The organism is Streptomyces panacea (genome assembly GCF_040560175.1).
Taxonomy (GTDB): Bacteria; Actinomycetota; Actinomycetes; order Streptomycetales; family Streptomycetaceae; genus Streptomyces; species Streptomyces panacea.
In genome coordinates, this window is the sequence record NZ_JARJHW010000166.1 from 1 (window position 1) to 16685 (window position 16685).

The window sequence follows — 16685 nt, forward strand, 5'->3', positions numbered from 1 at the left end:
CGGCGGCCAGACGATTCCCGGCGCCCGCGCTCACCGCCGCTTCCGTTCGTCCGGGTCCAGGAACTCGCGCAGGCTTATGCCCTGGTCGGCCAGGCGCCCCGCCACGAAGCCCACCGCTCCCAACGCGGCCACCAGCAGGAACGCCCCGAATCCGCCGAACCAGCCCGCGAAGCCCAGGGCCATGCCGACGATCAGCCCCACGACAGACGCGTTCATCGGATTCTCCGGTTTCATCGGGCCGTTCACTCGACGCGGGTGTCTGTGACGCTGTTCGACTCGTCCTCGTCGTCGGGCAGATGCACGTCGTTGACCGTGACGTTCACCTCGACGACCTCAAGGCCGGTGATCCGCTCGACGGCCGCGATGACGTTCTCCCGGACGTCGCGGGCGACATCGGTGATCGGTACGCCGTACTCCACCACCAGGTCCAGATCGATCGCGGTCTGGCGCTCACCGACTTCGACCTTCACTCCCCGGCCCACATTGGGACGGCCGCCCGGGACGCGGTCGCGCACGGCGCCGAGCGTCCGGGACAGGCCGCCGCCCATGTCGTACACCCCGGGGATCTCGCGCGCCGCCATTCCGGCGATCTTCACGACGACGACGTCCGCGATGGAGGTCCGGCCCCGGGTGGCGGCGGGCTCGGAGGCTCCGGTGGCGCCGCTGCCGAGGGTGGTGGAGCCACTCGCGCCGGGGCTGGTCGTGCCGATGCCCTGGCCGCTCGTCGCCTTGGCCGAGACGGGGGACACTTCCTGGGTCTGGGTCGCTGCCATGGGACAGCCTCCTCGTATGTCGATTGCCGATTGCCGTGGGTCGAATTTCTTTTGTCGTCACGGGAGTTCGCCGGATCTCCCGGACTCTCAACTCGTTGGACACGGGTGCCCGGCATTCGTCACGCGGAAATTTCCATGAATTCTCGCGTGATGTTCTGCGGTGGCCCGTGTCCAAGCAATGTGTCCGCACGAGATACATGGAATGGATACGACGAGCGGCGAGAGGAGTCGGTGAGTGCCCGGCGAGAATCTGCTGGCGGTACGCGCGGGCGAAGGTGACGAGGAGGCGTTCGAGCTGCTCGTACGCACCCACGGGCCGGTCATGCTCCAACTGGCCACCCGGCTCCTCGGCAGCCGGACCGAGGCCGAGGACGCCGTGCAGGACGCGTTCGTGAGCGCCTGGCGGAAGCTGCCGGAATTCCGGGGTGACGCGGAGTTCAAGACCTGGATATACCGGATCGTCACCAACCGGTGCCTCAACCAACTGCGCGCCCGGCGCCCGGCGACGGACCTCGACTCCGTACCGGAACCGGCCGCGCCCGAGCACGAGTCCTCACCGGCGCGCGCCGCCGAGTCGCACGCCGCCGTGCGCGCGCTGGCGGTGGCCATGGCCGGGCTCTCGCCCGAGCAGCGCGCCTGCTGGGTGCTGCGGGAGTTGCACGGGATGAGTTACGAGAACATCGCGGAGACGGTCGGGATCAGCCTGGTGGCGGTCCGGGGCCGGGTCTTCCGCGCACGCCGCTATCTGACGGAGGCGATGAGCGCATGGCGTTGAACGCGCGTCCCGACCGCTCCGGCCCCGGAAACGGCGTGGGCGCCGAAGGGGAATCCGACGAGACCGGCACGGAGACCGAGACCGATACCGGCACCGATACCGGCACCGAGACCGAACGCCTGCCGTGCGGACGGGAGTTGAGCGTGGTCTGGGAGGCCTGGGACGCGGTCGACGGCTCGCCCGGCGCCGTCGGCCCGCGGGTCACCGCCCCGGATGTGGCCGGCTGGCATGTCAGTGACCCGCATCTGCTGGAGTGCCCGTACTGCTCCGCCGCGCTGGCCGACCTCGCCGCCCTCGGCGAGGCCGTGGACCGGACGCGGGAAGCCGGGCTGCCCGGCCCGGCCGAGGTCTCCGACCTGACGACCCGCGTCATGGACATCGTGCGGCTGGAGCTGCGCCCCGGCCGCCCGCTGCCGCTCGGCGAGCCCGACGAGGATCTGTGGATCGTGGAAGCGGCGGCGGCGCGGGCCTTCCGGGCCGCCGCCGAGTCCCTGCCGGGGGTGCGGGCGGGGAGCTGCCGCATCAGCCCGCGCGAGCGCGGACCGGTGAACGTACGGCTCGAAGTGGCGGCCGGAGTCCATCTCAACCTGCCGGACTTGGCCGACGAGATCCGGGCGCGGGTCGCGGACTCGGCGCGGGACGCCATCGGTATCGAGGTGGAGAGCATCGATGTGCTGGTGATCGACCTCTTCGACGAAGAGGAAGGAGACGGCCGATGACACCCGACGAGACCGTCGGCACGACCGGCGCGATGAAGGACGTGCTGGCGCAGGCCGCCGTCGACGCCGTGGAGCGGGTGCCCGGTGTCGCCTTCCTGCGGCCCGGACTCGCCGACCTGGTCCTGGCCTCGTACGCGTCGCGCGACCGGCGGAAGTCGGGTGTACGGGTGCGGCCGGGCAAGGTTCCCGGCGCCTGGCAGATCGAGGTCCAGGTCGTCGCGCGGCGGACGCACCGCACGCTGGATGTGACGCGTGCGGTGCGGGACGCGGTGCTGGGAGTGGCGGAGGCCGGTGACGGCGGACGTATCACGGTGACGGTGACAGTCACCGGCCTCATCTGACCGGCCTGGTCTGACCGGCCTCGTCCAACCGGCCTCGTCCAACCGGCGTGGTCCGACCGGCCACGTCCGACCTGGCTGATTACACCGGTCCGATTCGGCCGGACTGATTCGGCCGGACTGATTCAACCGAGCTGGTTGAACCGAGCTGATTCAGCGGATCACTGCGCCAGCCACTTCAGCCCGTTGATCACGAAGCGGTTCTGCGTCGCGCTGTCGAACGTGGACGACAGGCCCGTGTTGGTGTTGTAGTCCATGGCGTTGTGGCCGAAGTTCGCGTACAGCATCTTGTAGTTGCTGTTGGTCCAGAGGATCGGGTAGTCCCCGCTGTACCAGGACTGGTTGGGGTCCGTACCGAGCGGGAAGCTCGACTTGTCGACCGAGGCCAGGACCTTGATGTTGGGATTCGACCGGAGATTGTTCGACCAGCTGTACCACTCGCTGACCGACGAGGTGAAGGTCGCCGGAATGCCCGCGAGCGTCGGGTGCGAGGTGTTCTCGGTCTTCAGCTTGGCGGTGGTCGGGCCCCAGGTGTTGGACTTGAAGTTGCCGCTGCCCAGGAACTCGTTGTGGTACCAGGGCCACTGCTGGGCACCCGTGGTGAAGGCCGCGACATGGAAGCCCATCCAGCCGCCGCCGTTGCGCATGTACTGCTCGAAGCCCGACCGCTGGGCCGCGCTCTGCGGCAGGTCGTCGAGGAACAGGACCACGTCCACGCCCTGGAGGCCGGTGCCGGTCAGCCGGTTCCAGTTGTTGGTCGACTCGAACGTGAAGTTGTTCGCCGCGGCGGTCTGCGGGAACCACTTCCTCGCCTCCGCCACGAAGTTGATGTGCGCGGCGTCCCAGGTGCCGCTGTAGAAGCCGAGGACCTTGAAGTCCGCCGCCTGCTGGCCGGCCTTCTGCTCGGCCGGCGCCGCCGACGCCGTGCGGCCGGTGGTGGGTATGGCGGCCAGACCGAGGAGGACGGCGAACAGCAGGAGCAGACGGAGCGGGCGTTGTGTGAAACGTGTCCTGGTGAGCACGTGACGATCCCTTCCTGAGTGGGGGCTGTCATGCATATGACAAGCAGGTGGATCGGGAAGCGGGGCGGTCGGGAAACGACAGAAAGCGCTTCACCTCTTCGATCTAAGAAGTGAAGCGCCACCCTGTCAAGGCTTTGGTCTGGACCAGCATTCGGCCGCTCGAACCGCTCGAGCGGCTCCGAACGTTCGAACGGCTCCGAACGCTCGAACGGCTTGAGCCACTTGAGCCGCTCGAACAGCTCCGAGCCGCTCCGGACCGCTCAGCCGGATGCCTTGAAGCCCCGGAGCCGAAGGGAGTTGCCGACGACGAAGACGGACGAGAAGGCCATGGCCGCCCCCGCGATCATGGGATTGAGGAGTCCGGCCGCGGCGAGGGGGAGCGCCGCGACGTTGTAGCCGAAGGCCCAGAAGAGATTGCCCTTGATGGTGCCGAGGGTGCGGCGGGAGAGCCGGATGGCGTCGGCCGCGGCGCGGAGGTCGCCGGTGACGAGGGTGAGGTCGCCGGCTTCGATCGCGGCGTCGGTGCCGGTGCCCATGGCCAGGCCGAGGTCGGCCTGGGCGAGCGCGGCGGCGTCGTTGACGCCGTCGCCGACCATCGCGACGGACTTGCCCTGTGCCTGGAGGCGTTTGACGACATCGACCTTGTCCTCGGGCATGACTTCCGCGATGACGTCGGTGATGCCGACTTCCCTGGCGACCGCCTCGGCGACGGTCTTGTTGTCGCCGGTGAGCAGGACGGGGGTGAGTCCGAGGCCGCGCAGGCGGCGGATCGCCTCGGCGCTGGTGTCCTTGACCGCGTCGGCCACTTCCAGGATGCCGCGCGCCTCACCGTCCCAGGCGACCGCGATGGCCGTACGCCCTGCGGCCTCCGCCTGCGACTTCGCGCGCTCCAGCTCCTCCGGGAGCCGGATCTCCCACTCCGCCAGAAGCCGCTCGCGGCCGACGAGGACGGCGTGGCCCTCGACGATTCCCTGGACTCCGAGGCCGGCGATGTTCGCGAAGTCCTCGGGGGTGGGGAGCGCGCCGACCTGGTCGGTGGCTCCGGCGGCGACCGCGCGGGCGATGGGGTGCTCGGAGGCGTGCTCCAACGCGCCCGCCAGCCGGAGCAGTTCGGTCTTGTCCGTGTTGTCGGCGGTGTGGACGCCGAGGAGGGTCATCCTGCCGGTGGTGACGGTGCCGGTCTTGTCGAGGACGATCGTGTCGACCTTGCGGGTCGATTCCAGTACTTCAGGGCCCTTGATGAGGATGCCGAGCTGCGCGCCCCGCCCCGTGCCGACCATCAGAGCGGTGGGCGTGGCCAGGCCCAGAGCGCAGGGGCAGGCGATGATCAGTACGGCGACGGCGGCTGTGAACGCGGCCGTCAGACCCGATCCGTTGCCCAGCCAGAAGCCGAGTGTGCCGAGCGCGAGGGCGATGACGACGGGGACGAAGACGGCGGAGATCTTGTCGGCGAGGCGCTGGGCGGCGGCTTTGCCGTTCTGCGCGTCCTCGACCATGCGGGCCATGCGGGCGAGCTGGGTGTCGGAGCCGATACGGGTGGCCGCCACGACCAGCCGGCCCCCCGCGTTGAGGGTCGCCCCGGTCACGGTGTCGCCCGGCCCGACCTCCACCGGCACCGATTCACCGGTCAGCATGGACGCGTCGACGGCGGAAGTGCCCTCCGCCACCGTGCCGTCGGTGGCGATCTTCTCCCCCGGGCGTACGACGAACCGGTCCCCGACCGCCAACTCCCCTGTCGGCACGGTCACTTCCGTGCCGCCGCGCAGGACGGTGACCTCCTTCGCGCCCAGCTCCATCAGCGCCTTCAGCGCGGCCCCGGCCTTGCGCTTGGAACGGGCCTCGAAGTACCGGCCCGCCAGGATGAACGCGGTGACACCCGCCGCCGCCTCCAGATAGATGTTCCCGGCGCCGTCGCTCCGCGCGATCGTCAGCTCGAAGGGATGCGTCATGCCCGGCGTGCCCGCCGTACCGAAGAACAGCGCCCACAACGACCACAGGAACGCGGCCGACGTCCCGACCGAGATCAGCGTGTCCATCGTCGCCGCGCCGTGCTTGGCGTTCGTCCACGCGGCGCGGTGGAACGGCCACGCGGCATAGGTGACGACCGGAGCGGCGAGGGTCAGCGACAGCCACTGCCAGTACTCGATCTGAAGCGCCGGGATCATCGCCATCGCGATGACGGGTACGGAGAGGACCACGGCGGTGATCAACCGCTCGCGCAGGGGCCGCAGTTCGTCGTCCTCGCGGTCGCTTACGTCGCCGACGTCGCGGTCCGTGCCGGGACCGCCGCCCGCCGGTCGGGGCGGGGGTGGCTCGGCGGCGGTGTAGCCGGTCGCCTCGACGGTGGCGATCAGGTCGCGTACGGAGAGATCGCCCCGCGCGAAGCTGACCTTGGCCTTCTCCGTGGCGTAGTTGACGGTCGCCTCGACGCCGTCCATCCGGTTCAGCTTCTTCTCGATACGAGCCGCGCACGAGGCGCAGGTCATGCCACCGATGGCGAGCTCGACGTCGACAGTGGCGGTGGCGGTGGCGGTGGCGGTGGCCTTGGTCGGGACGGCGGCCGGGCCGGCGGGGGCGACGGCGGATGTGTCGGTTGCCGGTGTGGTGCTCATGGCTGGCCTTCTCCTCTGTGTCCTCTGTCGCGGTCCAGGGTTCAAATACCCCTAGGGGGTATCTCGCTCCTGATTCATGTATACCCCTCGCCCCTATCTCGGACAAGGGTAGTTCCTCGCTTGACTTTATACCCCCCAGGGGTATATTCGACTCATGAACATCACCATGAACACCGGGGTCAGGATCGCCGCGTACGCCGCCGCGCTCGCCGCGACGTTCGGGGTCGCGTACGGCGTCGGGGCGGTTACGGATCCGGTGGTCGCCGAGAAGCCACCGCCCGCGCGGCACGAGAAGGGGCACGGGGCGGGCGCGCGGGAGAGTGCCGGCGAGGGCGAGGAGGCGGGTGCGGGAACGGAGGCGGGGACGGAGAAGCTGCCCGCCGGCGGGCTCCAGATCTCCGACGGCGGCTACAGCCTCGCCCTCGAAAAGACCGCGATCGAGGCCGGGGCCCGTACCGAACTGAAGTTCTCGATCAAGGACGGGCACGACCGCAACCTCACCTCGTACGAGCGCGAGCACGAGAAGGAGCTGCACTTCATCGTCGCCTCGCGTGATCTGACCGTCTTCCGGCATCTGCACCCGCAGCGCGCGGCCGACGGTGTGTGGTCCATCCCCGTCGAGCTGCCCAAGGCGGGCGACTACCGGGTCTTCGCCGACTTCACGCCGGGCGGGAGGGCGGCGGCCGACGAGAAGGGCGGGGCTCACACGGAAGACGGCACGGAAGGCGGCGCGGCAGAGGGGGCGCACACGGAAAGCGGCGCGGAAGGCGGGGCTCACGCGGAAGGCGGGGCCCGCGAGGAGAGCGCCCACGCCGCTGCCGCGACGAACCTCACACTCGGCGCGGACCTCGCCGTATCGGGACCGTACGAGCCCGCCGCCCTCCCGCCCGTCCGTGCCACCGCCGAGGTCGACGGCTACCAGGTCGCACTCGACGGCGCACTGACCCCCGGCAAGGCGAGCGACGTGAAACTGACGGTCAGCAAGGACGGCGCGCCCGTCACCAACCTCCAGCCCTACCTGGGGGCTTACGGTCACCTCGTCGCCCTCCGCGCCGGTGACCTCGCCTATCTGCACGTCCACCCGGACGGCCGGTCGGGCGCGAAGGTGTCCTTCGGGGCGACGGCGCCCAGCGACGGGGCATACCGGCTGTTCTTCGACTTCCGGCACGAGGGGAAGGTCCGGACCGCGGCCTTCACCGTGCGAGCCGGCGGCCACTGATGTGGTGTGGTGGAGGTTTGGTGATGCGAACGCGCCGTGCGGCGTCGTAGGCTGGCTATTGGACTAGACCTATAGCGGGTCGACCGGCGACCGATCGTCCCGTTCGTCCCGAGTACGCCCGGCTTCCCAGCCTCCCGACCAGCCTCCCGAACGGAATGGGTTCCCATGAGCAAGCGTGCAGTCCTGGAGGTGATCGCCCTCGACGCCGAGGACGCTGTCGCGGCCCAGGCCGGCGGGGCGGACCGGCTTGAGCTGGTCACCGACATGGCGGCCGACGGCCTCACCCCGGCGGTCGAGACCTTCGCCAAGATCCGTGCCTCCGTCGACATCTCGCTGCGCGTGATGCTGAGGCTCCAGGACGGGTTCTCGGCGGGCTCGCCGGAAGACGTGGACGCGCTGGTGGAAGCCGTGGGCGCGATGCGGATCGAGGGCGCCGACGAGTTCGTACTCGGCTTCCTCGACATCGCGGGCAACCCGGATCTCGTCACGGTCGAACGGCTCGTCGCGGAGCTGGACCCCTGCCGCTGGACCTTCCACCGGGCGATCGACCGCGCGGCGAACCGCGACGCGCTGCGCAAGCAACTCGCGGAGCTGCCCGGTCTGGACACGTATCTCACGGCGGGTTCGGCGAGCGGGGTCGACGACGGCATCCCGGCCCTGCTGGCGGAGGCGGCGTCGGGGGCCCGTGACGAACCGGGCTACGGTCCCGAACTCCTCGTCGGCGGTGGCCTGCGGCTCGACCACCTGCCGCAGCTCCGCGCGGGCGGCCTGAACGCGTTCCACATCGGCGGCGCGGCCCGGCCGAACGGCTGGGCCGCGCCGGTGGACGAGGCGACGGTACGGGAGTGGCGCGAGGCGATCGACGCCTAGGTCGTGTCTTCAAAGTAGCGCCGTCCGCCCGCAGGGCGGGGCCCGCGGCGTCTGGTGCGGTGCATCGCAAGGCGGAGGATCGGTCTCGTACTGGGCGTACTGGGCGTACTTGGCCGACTCCGGCTCCGGCTCCGGCTCCGACAACGCGGCGAGGTGCCGTGCCAGGCGTCGCGGGCCAGGCGGGACTTTGAAGACACGGCCCAGGGGGACCTGAGCCCGTCGGGTGGATCCCCTGTGGGCCGGCCGCTGGTCGGCTACACGCGTTCCAGCAGCATTGCCATGCCCTGACCGCCGGCCGCGACGACGGACACCAGGGCCGTGGACAGGTCGTCGTGCCGCAGCGTGGTGAGGGCCGTGGTGGTGAGGCGCGCGCCCGCGGAGCCGAAGGGCTCACCCAGGGCGATGGAACCCCCGTGCGTGTTCACGCGCTCGGGGTCGAGGCCGAGCGCGGCGCAGTAGGCGAGTACTTGGGCGGCGAAGGGCTCGTTGGCGGCGACGGTGCCCACGTCGGACAGTGACATCCCCGCCCGGTCGAGCACGGTGTGCGTCGCGGTGACGGGCGCGGTGCCCTCCGTCTCCGGGCTGGAGGCGGACAGCGCGGTGGCGAGAACGCGGGCGAGCGGGGTGTGGCTGTGCTCGCGCGCGTACGACTCCGACATGACGACGACGGCCGCCGCGCCGTCGGACAGCGGGGAACTGTTGCCCGCGGTGACCCTGCCGCCCGGTCGGAAGCGGGGCGGCAGCGCGGCCAAGGTCTGCGGGGTCACCCCGGTGCGGGGGCAGTCGTCGGTGCCGGCCGTCGCGCCGTGAGGGGTTTTGACCGGCGTGATGTCGCCGAAGTGGAAGCTCTCGGCGACGGCGAGTTCGGTGAGGCGGTGCGAGCGGGCGGCGTAGACGTCCATGGACTCGCGGGAGATTCCGTAGGCGTCGGCGGCGTTCTCGGCGGCGAGACCGACGGGGATGTACGGGTCGGGCAGCTGGTGCTGTCGGCGGGGGTCGGTCCAGTGCGTGGGCGGGGTCCCGGCGAGGGCGTGGCGTGCGGAGCGTTCGCGGGCCTCGGCGAAGGCGGGGTTCTCGGTGTCCGGCCAGGTGTCGCTGCTGCCGTGCAGTCCGAGGCGCGACTGCGACTCCACGCCCGCGGCGACGACGACATCCGCGTCGCCGCACCGCACCGCTTGCGCGGCCATGCGGATGGCCTGGAGGGAGGACGTGCAGAAGCGGTTCACCGTCACTCCGGGCACATGGTCCCAGCCGAGCAGGACGGCGGTGATCCGGGCGATGTTGAAGCCCTGCTCGCCGCCGGGCAGCGCGCAGCCGACGACGAGGTCGTCGATGTCCGCCGGTGCCGTGCCCGGTACGCGGGCCAGGGCTTCGGCGACGGTGTGGGCGAGCAGGTTGTCGGGCCGTACGGAGGCGAGCGCGCCGGTACGGGCGCGCCCGATGGGCGTACGGACGGCGGAGACGATCACGGGGTGCCGCATGAGGTGGTCCAGGTCGGTCGAAGGGGCTGGTGGGAGTGTGGGGATGGGGTGTTACAGCTTCAGGGCGGGCCGGTGGGTGCGCGGCCAGTGGTCCAGGTCCAGGACGAACTCCAGCCCCTCGCGCGGGAACCGGTCCTCGCCGTCGGCCTCCAGCAGCGGGCGGCGTACCGCCCGCCGGTCGAGCAGATCCACGGCGGGTCCGCCCACCGTCGGCGCTCGGCCGGCCTGGGCGGTCAGGATCGCCCGGTAGCCGGGCTCGCGGACCGGTGGATACGGACTCTTGCGCCGCGCCGCGCCGGTACGGGTTCGGGTTCGGGTTCGGGCAGCGGATCGGCCACGGCGGCGCGCGGCAGGCTCTTCTCGCGTCCGTCGAAGGTCTTGGAGCGCCATGGCGCGTTGAAGACGTACTCGACCAACCGGCTGTCCAGGCACGGGACCCGGACCTCCGGGCCGATGCCCATGCTGAGCCGGTCGGTGCGGTCCGGCGGACAGGGCAGGAAGCGGGTGAGGTTGAGGTGGCTGTTGAGGCGCGGGGCGGCCTCGGCGGCGGCGGAGGCACCCGGCACCCGGCAGCCGGCCGACTTCGGCCGACGCCTCCCGGTACAGCTCGCGGCGGCGCGCGGCCAGGTCCGGGTCCTCGGCCAGGTCCAGGCCCAGGTCCGGGTCCTCGGCCAGGGCGGGATCGAGCGGGCGGGTGAGGTCCGCGCGGGCCAGAGCCCGCTCCCAGGGGAAGGTGACGGTGGTGCCGGGCCGTACCTCGCACAGTCCGGCGAAGGGGCTGCGGCCCGGAGTCTTGATCACGGGATGGGTGCGGAGCAGCGGCTCCCGGAAGCCGCCCAGATCCACGGCGGTCTCGACGCCGGGATGCGCGAGGACGGCTTTCGGCTCGGAACCGAAGACCACGTCGTCCCTCGTGGCGGCGTAGCACAGGGATTTGACGCCGAGGCGGTCCCGCGCGGGGGTCAGGCGCCGGGTGACCGGGTGCCGGGCCGCGTAGGCGAACCTGCCCTCCAGGCGGGACAGGGCCCTTTCGCCCCAGGTCGCGACGGCGTGGAGCACGGACTCGCTGTCGCTCCGGGTGCGGAAGTGGCGGCCGAGGGCGGACAGTTCACGTCGCGGCTCGGTGTGGTTGCAGACCTCACCGGCGAAGACCACCACGAGTTCGGTACGTCCGCCGCGCTCCCGTACGAGGGGCTGCCGCCGGCCCGCCAGGGTCTCGGTCATCTCCTTGAGCGGGGAACCGGCGGCGCCGGTGGGCGGAGCACCCGTGGAACCCGTATATCCCGTCAGACCGCACACCGTCGTCACCCCCGGCCCCGTACGACGGGGCAGCCTCGCGTCTCAGGCCTCCGGCGGAGCTGTGGGGAAGCCGGCGACCGGACATCCGAAGCCGACCACCACGAGAGGAAACGATCATTCGCGGGAGAGGTCACTCCCCGCGTCGGCAGTCCGGGTGGTGTCGGTGGTGTCGGTGATGTGGGTGGTGTCGCCGGTCGGGGCGGCGTGGGTGGCCTCTATGCCCTTGAACGAGAGCACCACGATGGTCACGGCGCCCGCGAAGATCCCGATGTCGGCGACGTTTCCGACGAAGAACCCCGAGTAGTCGATGAAGTCGACCACGTGCCCGCGCCCGAAGCCGGGGTCGCGGAACAGCCGGTCGCCGAAGTGCGAGGTGGCGCCGCCGAGGAGCAGCCCGAGCGCGTACGTCCACGGGATGGAGCGCAAGCGCCACGCGTACCAGGCGATGGCGACGACGGCGACCCCGGCGAACACGGTGAAGATCCAGGTCACGCCGGTACCCAGGGAGAAGGCGGCGCCCGGGTTGTAGACGAGCCAGAAGCGGATGAAGTCGCCGATGACGGGGATCGACTCCGAATTCCCCAACGCGCCGACGGCCCACCACTTGGTGCCCTGGTCGAGGAGGAGGAGCCCGAGGGCAATGCCAAGAGCGGACCAGAAGAGTCGGCGGGTGGGAGCGAGGGCGGTGCTGTTGGCGGTGCCGCCGGGGTCCGCGCCGTCCGTACGCGCGGCCTCGCTCAGGTCGGCGCCCTCGCTGCCGTCGCTCCGGCCGCCGTCGGCGCTGCCGTCGTCGCCGCTGCCACCGCTGCCGTCGTCACGCGCACCGGCCACTGCCGTCGCGCCGAGCACCGCGCCCGTACCCCCCGTACCTTCCGTACCTCCCGCTCCAGCCGCGCCATCGGCCGCAGCCACCGTCTCCGCCTCGGGATCATCGTTCGAGTTCACCCGAACAGTGTCGCCTACCCGGCCGACCCCGCCCAGGCTGTGTCCAGCTGGTCCGGCAGTGGAGAGGCGTGGATCACGAGCAGGCCCGAGACCGCGCGGGTCAGTGCCACGTACAGGCGGCGCAGGCCCGTGCGCTCGTCCGGTTCGCCCGCCACCACCGCCGAGGGCTCGTCCAGGACCACGTAGTCGTACTCCAGGCCCTTCGCCAGCGACGCCGGGACCAGGGTGAGGCGGGAGATCGCCGTCGTCTCCTCGCCCGGGGCCAGATGCGGCAGGTCCGCCGCCGTCAGGGCGGCGGACAGCGCCGGGACACGGGCGTCCGCCGCGATCAGGCCGATCGAGCCCTCGTGGCGCAGCGACTCCACGCAGGCGCCGACGACCGCCGCGTCCGCTTCCACCGGACGTACCTCCCGTACCTCCAGCGAGCCCGGCGACTCACGTACCGACGCCACCTCCGTCAGCCCCGGCGAGATCGCGGGCAGCAGACGCGACGCGTAGGCGATCACCTCGCGCGGTACGCGGAAACCGGCCGTCAGTTCCTCGACCACCGTGTCCGGCTTGCCCAGATGCGCCAGGGCCTCCGCCCAACTCGCCGTCGCCCAGGGCGTGGTGCCCTGCGCGAGGTCCCCGAGCACCGTCGCCGAGCCGGTCGAGCAGCGCCGGCCCACCGCCCGGTACTGCATCGGGGACAGATCCTGCGCCTCGTCCAGTACGACGTGGCCGAGCGAGTGCGTACGGGACACCAGATCGTTCGCCTCGTCGATCAGCACCGCGTCCGCCGCCGACCACTTCGCCGTCTTCAGGCTGCGCGGCGGCTTCGTCCACAGCAGCGTCTCCTGCTCGTCCGCCGTGAGCAGCCCCTCCGCGTGCTCGGCCAGGAAGTCCGCGTCGGAGAGCAGCCGCAGCACCAGTTTCGCCGGGTCGACGGCGGGCCACAGCGCCTTGACGGTGGCCTTCACCGCGGCGTTACGGGCCACCGCGTCCTGCACGCGGTCGTCGGGCGCCTCGCCGGACCTCTCCATCTGTACGAGCACGGCGTGCGCGATGCGCTGCGGCAGGGCTTCGTGCGCGGCGCCGTAGCGGATGTCGCGGGCCAGCAACTCCCGTACCAGTTCTTCGAGTTCGTACGCCGGGATCCGCCAGCGCCGGGAGCCGCGCACCACCATGACCGGCTCGGTCGGGAGCGTGACGTGGGAGCGGACGGCCCGGCGCAGCACCCGTGCCATACGGGCGTCGCCCTTGATCACCGCCGTCGCCGCGCTGTCCACGCCCTGCACCCGCACCTGGCCTGGCCCCGACGCCACCAGCTCGTCGACGGTCGCCTGCTTGACCTCCAACTCGCCCAGCGCGGGCAGCACTTGCTCGATGTAGTGCAGGAAGGAGGCGTTCGGTCCGATGACGAGCGTGCCGGTACGGGCCAGCCGGTCGCGGTGCGCGTACAGCAGATACGCCACCCGGTGCAGGCCGACCGCCGTCTTTCCGGTGCCGGGGCCGCCCTGTACGCAGACGGAACCGCCGAGCCCGGCCCGGACGATCTCGTCCTGCTCGGGCTGGATCGTCGCGACGATGTCCCGCATGGGGCCGACGCGCGGGCGCTCGATCTCGGCCTGGAGCAGCTTGCTGGAGTGGGCCGCCTCCGCCGGGTCGGAGAGGTGTTCGTCCTCGTACGCGGTGAGCTCGCCGGCCGTGTAGCCGAAGCGGCGGCGCAGGCCGACGTCCAGCGGATTCTTCTTGGAGGCCTGGTAGAAGGCTTGCGAGACGGGCGCGCGCCAGTCGATCACCATGGGGTTGCCGCCGGCGTCGTGGACGTGCCGCCGGCCGATGTAGAAGCGCTCGCCCTCGGCGCCCTCGGCCTCGTCGGCGCCGACGGCGTGCTCGTAGTCGAGGCGGCCGAAGAAGAGCGGGGTGTGGGAGAGGTCGGCCAGCGCCTTGATGCGGTCCTCGATCTGCGCTTCGAGGACGGCGGCGTTGACCCAGTTCGCCGTCACGTCGCGGATGTCGAGGGCCTGGACGTCCTCGCGCATGGAGCGCAGGGCGGCGCGGGAGGCGTTGAGGTGGGCGCGTTCGCGGGCGAGGAGGGGGTCGGGGGCGGTGCCGGTGTCGGTACTCGTCGCTGTACGGGTCGCTGCGGGGTCGTGCGCGGACACGGTGGTGCCTCCGGATGTACGCAGGCCGACGGGCCGCGACCCGGTGGTGACGGGGTGGCGGCGAGGCGTCGGCGATGGATCACGTCAGGGCAGCCGCCCGGTTTCCGACCGGGTGGCGGCGCTCCTCGGAGGGAGGCGGGAGAAGAGGGAGAGTGTAGTCAGCGGGCGGCGGGTGGGCGAACGGTTATTTTTCCGGCCGCTGATCCGGGTCCGGCGCCGGTCTCGGTCCGCTGCGGTCCGGTCTCGGTCGGACTCGGGCTCGTCTCGTTCCGCCTCGGGCTCGTCTCGGGCTCGCGCGTCTCATTCCCTTTCCCTGGTATGCGTCAGGGGTGGGGGTGTAGTCCCCGTAGGGGATGCCGTATCTCTGGGGTCGTAGGGAACGGCTTTGCCGTTTCACTCCGCAGAGCGATGTGTTCCGGTCGCCGGAGAAGCACCATTGAAGTATGAGTACAGCGACCTTCACCCCCATCCCGTCCGTGCACGCCGGTCCCTCGCGCAGCGGGGCGACGGCGCTCGGCTCCGCCCCTCACTCGGGCCCGCACGCCCCGCACCGCGTCGGCGACGCGCTGCGCGCCGTCAAGGTCTTCGTGGCCGCCGCGTTCGGCGTGGCCGTCCTCGGTGAGTACGAGGAGGAGGCGGGCATCATGCGCTGATCCGTAAGCCCCTGATCGACCGACGTAACCGACCGATGTACCCGACCGTGACTGCCCGGTCACTCCCGGCGGTTGGAGCGCCCGCCCCGCCCGCCCGGTTCGTCCCGGCTCAGTTGCCGGCCAGCAACTCGTCGGCGTCCACGATGCGGTAGGCGTACCCCTGCTCCGCGAGGAAACGCTGGCGGTGCGCCGCGAAGTCCTGGTCGATCGTGTCGCGCGCCACCACCGAGTAGAAGCGCGCCTCGTGGCCGTCCGCCTTCGGGCGGAGCACCCGGCCGAGCCGCTGCGCCTCCTCCTGGCGGGAGCCGAACGTGCCGGACACCTGGATCGCGACCGTCGCCTCCGGCAGATCGATCGAGAAGTTCGCGACCTTCGACACGACGAGCACCGAGATCTCGCCCTGCCGGAACGCCTCGAACAGCTTCTCCCGCTGCGCGTTGCTCGTCTCACCCTTGATCACCGGGGCGTCCAGATGCTCTCCCAGCTCGTCGAGCTGGTCGATGTACTGGCCGATGACCAGCGTCTGCTCGCCCATGTGCTTACGGACCAGCGCCTCCGTCACCTTGCGCTTCGTCGCCGTCGTCGCGCAGAAGCGGTACTTCTCGTCCTGCTCGGCCGTCGCGTACGCCAGGCGTTCGCTGTCGGTGAGATTGACCCGTACCTCGACACAGTCCGCGGGCGCGATGTAGCCCTGCGCCTCGATCTCCTTCCACGGCGCGTCGAAGCGCTTCGGCCCGATGAGCGAGAAGACGTCCGACTCGCGGCCGTCCTCCCGTACGAGCGTCGCCGTCAGCCCGAGACGGCGCCGCGCCTGGAGGTCGGCGGTGAACTTGAAGACGGGGGCGGGCAGCAGATGCACCTCGTCGTAGATGACCAGGCCCCAGTCGCGCGAATCGAACAGCTCCAGGTGCGGATAGACGCCTTTACGGCGGACCGTGAGCACCTGGTACGTCGCGATCGTGACCGGGCGGATCTCCTTGCGCGTACCGCTGTACTCGCCGATCTCCTCCTCGGTCAGCGACGTCCGCCGGATCAGCTCGTGCTTCCACTGCCGGGCGGAGACGGTGTTGGTGACGAGGATCAGCGTCGTCGCCTTCGCCTGCGCCATCGCCCCGGCGCCGACGAGCGTCTTGCCCGCGCCGCACGGCAGCACCACGACCCCGGACCCGCCGTGCCAGAAGCCCTCGACGGCCTGCTTCTGATACGGGCGCAGCGACCACTCCCGCTCGTCCAGCTCGATGGCGTGCGCCTCGCCGTCGACATACCCGGCCAGGTCCTCCGCCGGCCAGCCCAGCTTCAGCAGCGTCTGCTTGATCTGCCCGCGCTCGGAGGGGTGCACGGCGACGGTGTCCGGGTCGATCCGGGTACCGACCAGCGGCTGCACCTTCTTCGACCGCAGGATCTCCTCAAGCACCGGCCGGTCGGTGCAGGTCAGCACGAGCCCATGGGTGGGGTGCTTGGACAGCGTGAGCCGCCCGTACCTGGCCATGGTCTCGGCGACGTCCACGAGCAGCGCGTGCGGCACCGGGTAGCGCGAGAACGCCACGAGCGCGTCGATGACCTGCTCGGCGTCATGCCCGGCGGCCCGAGCGTTCCACAGCCCGAGCGGGGTCAGCCGATACGTATGGATGTGCTCCGGCGCGCGCTCCAGCTCGGCGAAGGGCGCGATGGCACGACGGCAGGCATCGGCCTGATCGTGGTCCACCTCCAGCAGCAACGTTTTGTCGCTCTGGACGATGAGAGGTCCATTCACAGCTGCGCCCTTTCGTCCTGCGTACGGCCACTACACGCGGCCAAACGTCCAGTGTCGCGCATCGCGGGGGGTTTCGGGG

At 71.1% G+C, this 16685-nt stretch carries 14 protein-coding genes and 2 pseudogenes; 6 read left to right on the forward strand and 10 right to left on the reverse strand.

All coding sequences use genetic code 11. From position 1 onward, the window contains the following. Nucleotides 1-30: 30 nt before the first annotated feature. A complete protein-coding gene (locus tag P3L51_RS28570) occupies nt 31-216 on the reverse strand; it encodes a hypothetical protein (protein WP_354608203.1) in 186 nt (61 codons plus the stop codon). A 26-nt stretch (nt 217-242) separates the two neighbouring features. Beyond that, nucleotides 243-773: an Asp23/Gls24 family envelope stress response protein gene (locus P3L51_RS28575; protein ID WP_354608204.1), complete on the reverse strand. Its 531-nt coding sequence runs from the start codon at nt 771-773 to the stop codon at nt 243-245. A gap of 235 nt (nt 774-1008) precedes the next feature. Here P3L51_RS28575 and P3L51_RS28580 point away from each other — a divergent pair, with 235 nt between their 5' ends. Genes P3L51_RS28580 through P3L51_RS28590 form a run of 3 tightly spaced genes read left to right on the forward strand, consistent with a single transcriptional unit; the run spans nt 1009 to nt 2608 of the window. Then, nucleotides 1009-1548 (forward strand): RNA polymerase sigma factor, encoded by a 540-nt coding sequence (locus P3L51_RS28580; RefSeq protein ID WP_354608205.1) that lies wholly within the window; start codon nt 1009-1011, stop codon nt 1546-1548. Next, entirely contained in the window at nt 1539-2267 is a 729-nt protein-coding gene (locus P3L51_RS28585; RefSeq protein WP_354608206.1) for an Asp23/Gls24 family envelope stress response protein, read from the forward strand. Before P3L51_RS28580 ends, P3L51_RS28585 begins: the two co-directional genes overlap by 10 nt. Further along, the gene (locus P3L51_RS28590; protein WP_354608207.1) at nt 2264-2608 is read left to right on the forward strand and encodes an Asp23/Gls24 family envelope stress response protein; all 345 of its coding nucleotides are present in this window, start codon (nt 2264-2266) and stop codon (nt 2606-2608) included. Before P3L51_RS28585 ends, P3L51_RS28590 begins: the two co-directional genes overlap by 4 nt. A 167-nt stretch (nt 2609-2775) precedes the next feature. On the opposite strand, the pseudogene P3L51_RS28595 reads toward P3L51_RS28590, so the two are convergent. Together P3L51_RS28595 and P3L51_RS28600 are read right to left on the reverse strand one after the other, a co-directional pair. Beyond that, a pseudogene (locus P3L51_RS28595) lies at nt 2776-3663 on the reverse strand (ThuA domain-containing protein); the annotation flags it as partial. Nucleotides 3664-3887: 224 nt separating this feature from the next. Next, complete coding sequence (locus tag P3L51_RS28600) at nt 3888-6113, reverse strand: heavy metal translocating P-type ATPase (RefSeq protein WP_435594546.1); 2226 nt, start codon at nt 6111-6113, stop codon at nt 3888-3890. 292 nt (nt 6114-6405) lie between these two features. On the opposite strand from P3L51_RS28600, the gene P3L51_RS28605 reads away from it, so the two are divergent. Continuing rightward, nucleotides 6406-7458, forward strand: a complete 1053-nt coding sequence (locus tag P3L51_RS28605) for a DUF8832 domain-containing protein (protein ID WP_435594547.1) — start codon at nt 6406-6408, stop codon at nt 7456-7458. A 165-nt stretch (nt 7459-7623) separates the two neighbouring features. Next, nucleotides 7624-8328, forward strand: coding sequence for a copper homeostasis protein CutC (locus P3L51_RS28610; protein ID WP_354608210.1), 705 nt, complete (start codon nt 7624-7626; stop codon nt 8326-8328). Between the two features lie 254 nt (nt 8329-8582). Here P3L51_RS28610 and P3L51_RS28615 read toward each other — a convergent pair whose 3' ends face one another. The 5 genes and pseudogenes from P3L51_RS28615 to P3L51_RS28635 all read right to left on the reverse strand — a co-directional run bounded on the left by P3L51_RS28615 (nt 8583) and on the right by P3L51_RS28635 (nt 14200). Then, nucleotides 8583-9809 carry an acetyl-CoA C-acyltransferase gene (locus tag P3L51_RS28615; RefSeq protein ID WP_354608211.1) on the reverse strand — a complete coding sequence of 409 codons (1227 nt, stop codon included), beginning with the start codon at nt 9807-9809 and terminating at the stop codon, nt 8583-8585. Nucleotides 9810-10042: 233 nt separating this feature from the next. Further along, nucleotides 10043-10492, reverse strand: a complete 450-nt coding sequence (locus tag P3L51_RS28620) for an asparagine synthase-related protein (RefSeq protein WP_354608215.1) — start codon at nt 10490-10492, stop codon at nt 10043-10045. Between the two features lie 58 nt (nt 10493-10550). Continuing rightward, nucleotides 10551-11033: pseudogene (locus P3L51_RS28625) on the reverse strand (asparagine synthase (glutamine-hydrolyzing)); the annotation flags it as partial. Between the two features lie 189 nt (nt 11034-11222). Then, complete coding sequence (locus P3L51_RS28630; RefSeq protein ID WP_354608212.1) at nt 11223-12053, reverse strand: signal peptidase II; 831 nt, start codon at nt 12051-12053, stop codon at nt 11223-11225. Nucleotides 12054-12067: 14 nt separating this feature from the next. Continuing rightward, a complete protein-coding gene (locus tag P3L51_RS28635; protein ID WP_494338550.1) occupies nt 12068-14200 on the reverse strand; it encodes a HelD family protein in 2133 nt (710 codons plus the stop codon). 443 nt (nt 14201-14643) lie between these two features. On the opposite strand from P3L51_RS28635, the gene P3L51_RS28640 reads away from it, so the two are divergent. Further along, nucleotides 14644-14853, forward strand: coding sequence for a hypothetical protein (locus tag P3L51_RS28640; protein WP_354608213.1), 210 nt, complete (start codon nt 14644-14646; stop codon nt 14851-14853). A 109-nt stretch (nt 14854-14962) separates the two neighbouring features. Here the strand turns inward: P3L51_RS28640 and P3L51_RS28645 are convergent, their stop codons facing one another. Further along, entirely contained in the window at nt 14963-16606 is a 1644-nt protein-coding gene (locus P3L51_RS28645; RefSeq protein ID WP_354608214.1) for a DNA repair helicase XPB, read from the reverse strand. Nucleotides 16607-16685: the final 79 nt, after the last annotated feature.